Source organism: Acinetobacter sp. 148, from assembly GCF_031196675.1.
Lineage (GTDB): Bacteria > Pseudomonadota > Gammaproteobacteria > Pseudomonadales > Moraxellaceae > Acinetobacter > Acinetobacter baumannii.
Genome location: NZ_JAVIMT010000057.1, coordinates 1 through 271 on the forward strand (window position 1 = coordinate 1; position 271 = coordinate 271).

Annotated in this window: 1 protein-coding gene; it reads right to left on the minus strand. The window is 41.0% G+C overall.

Going from position 1 to position 271, the window contains the following annotated elements; all coding sequences use genetic code 11:
- On the minus strand, window positions 1–271 hold a 271-nt coding region (locus RFX69_RS09110), incomplete at both ends, for an FAD-dependent oxidoreductase (RefSeq protein WP_309169228.1).

Here is a 271-nt window from a genome sequence, read left to right on the forward strand (position 1 = left end):
GCAGCAAATACACCTTTTACATTGGTTTCGTTGCGGTCATTCACAATGATCTCTCCACGGTTGGTTAATTCAACCTCACTGTCTTTTAAGAAGTCAGTGTTTGGAAGTAAACCAATCTGTACAAAGATCCCTGCAAGCTCTACCACATGCTCTTCATCAGTTGCACGGTCTTTATATTTAAGACCGGTTACTTGTGAACCGTCGCCTAACACTTCTGTGCTTAATGCATTCATAATCACAGTGGTGTTTGGCAAGCTGTTTAACTTGTTTT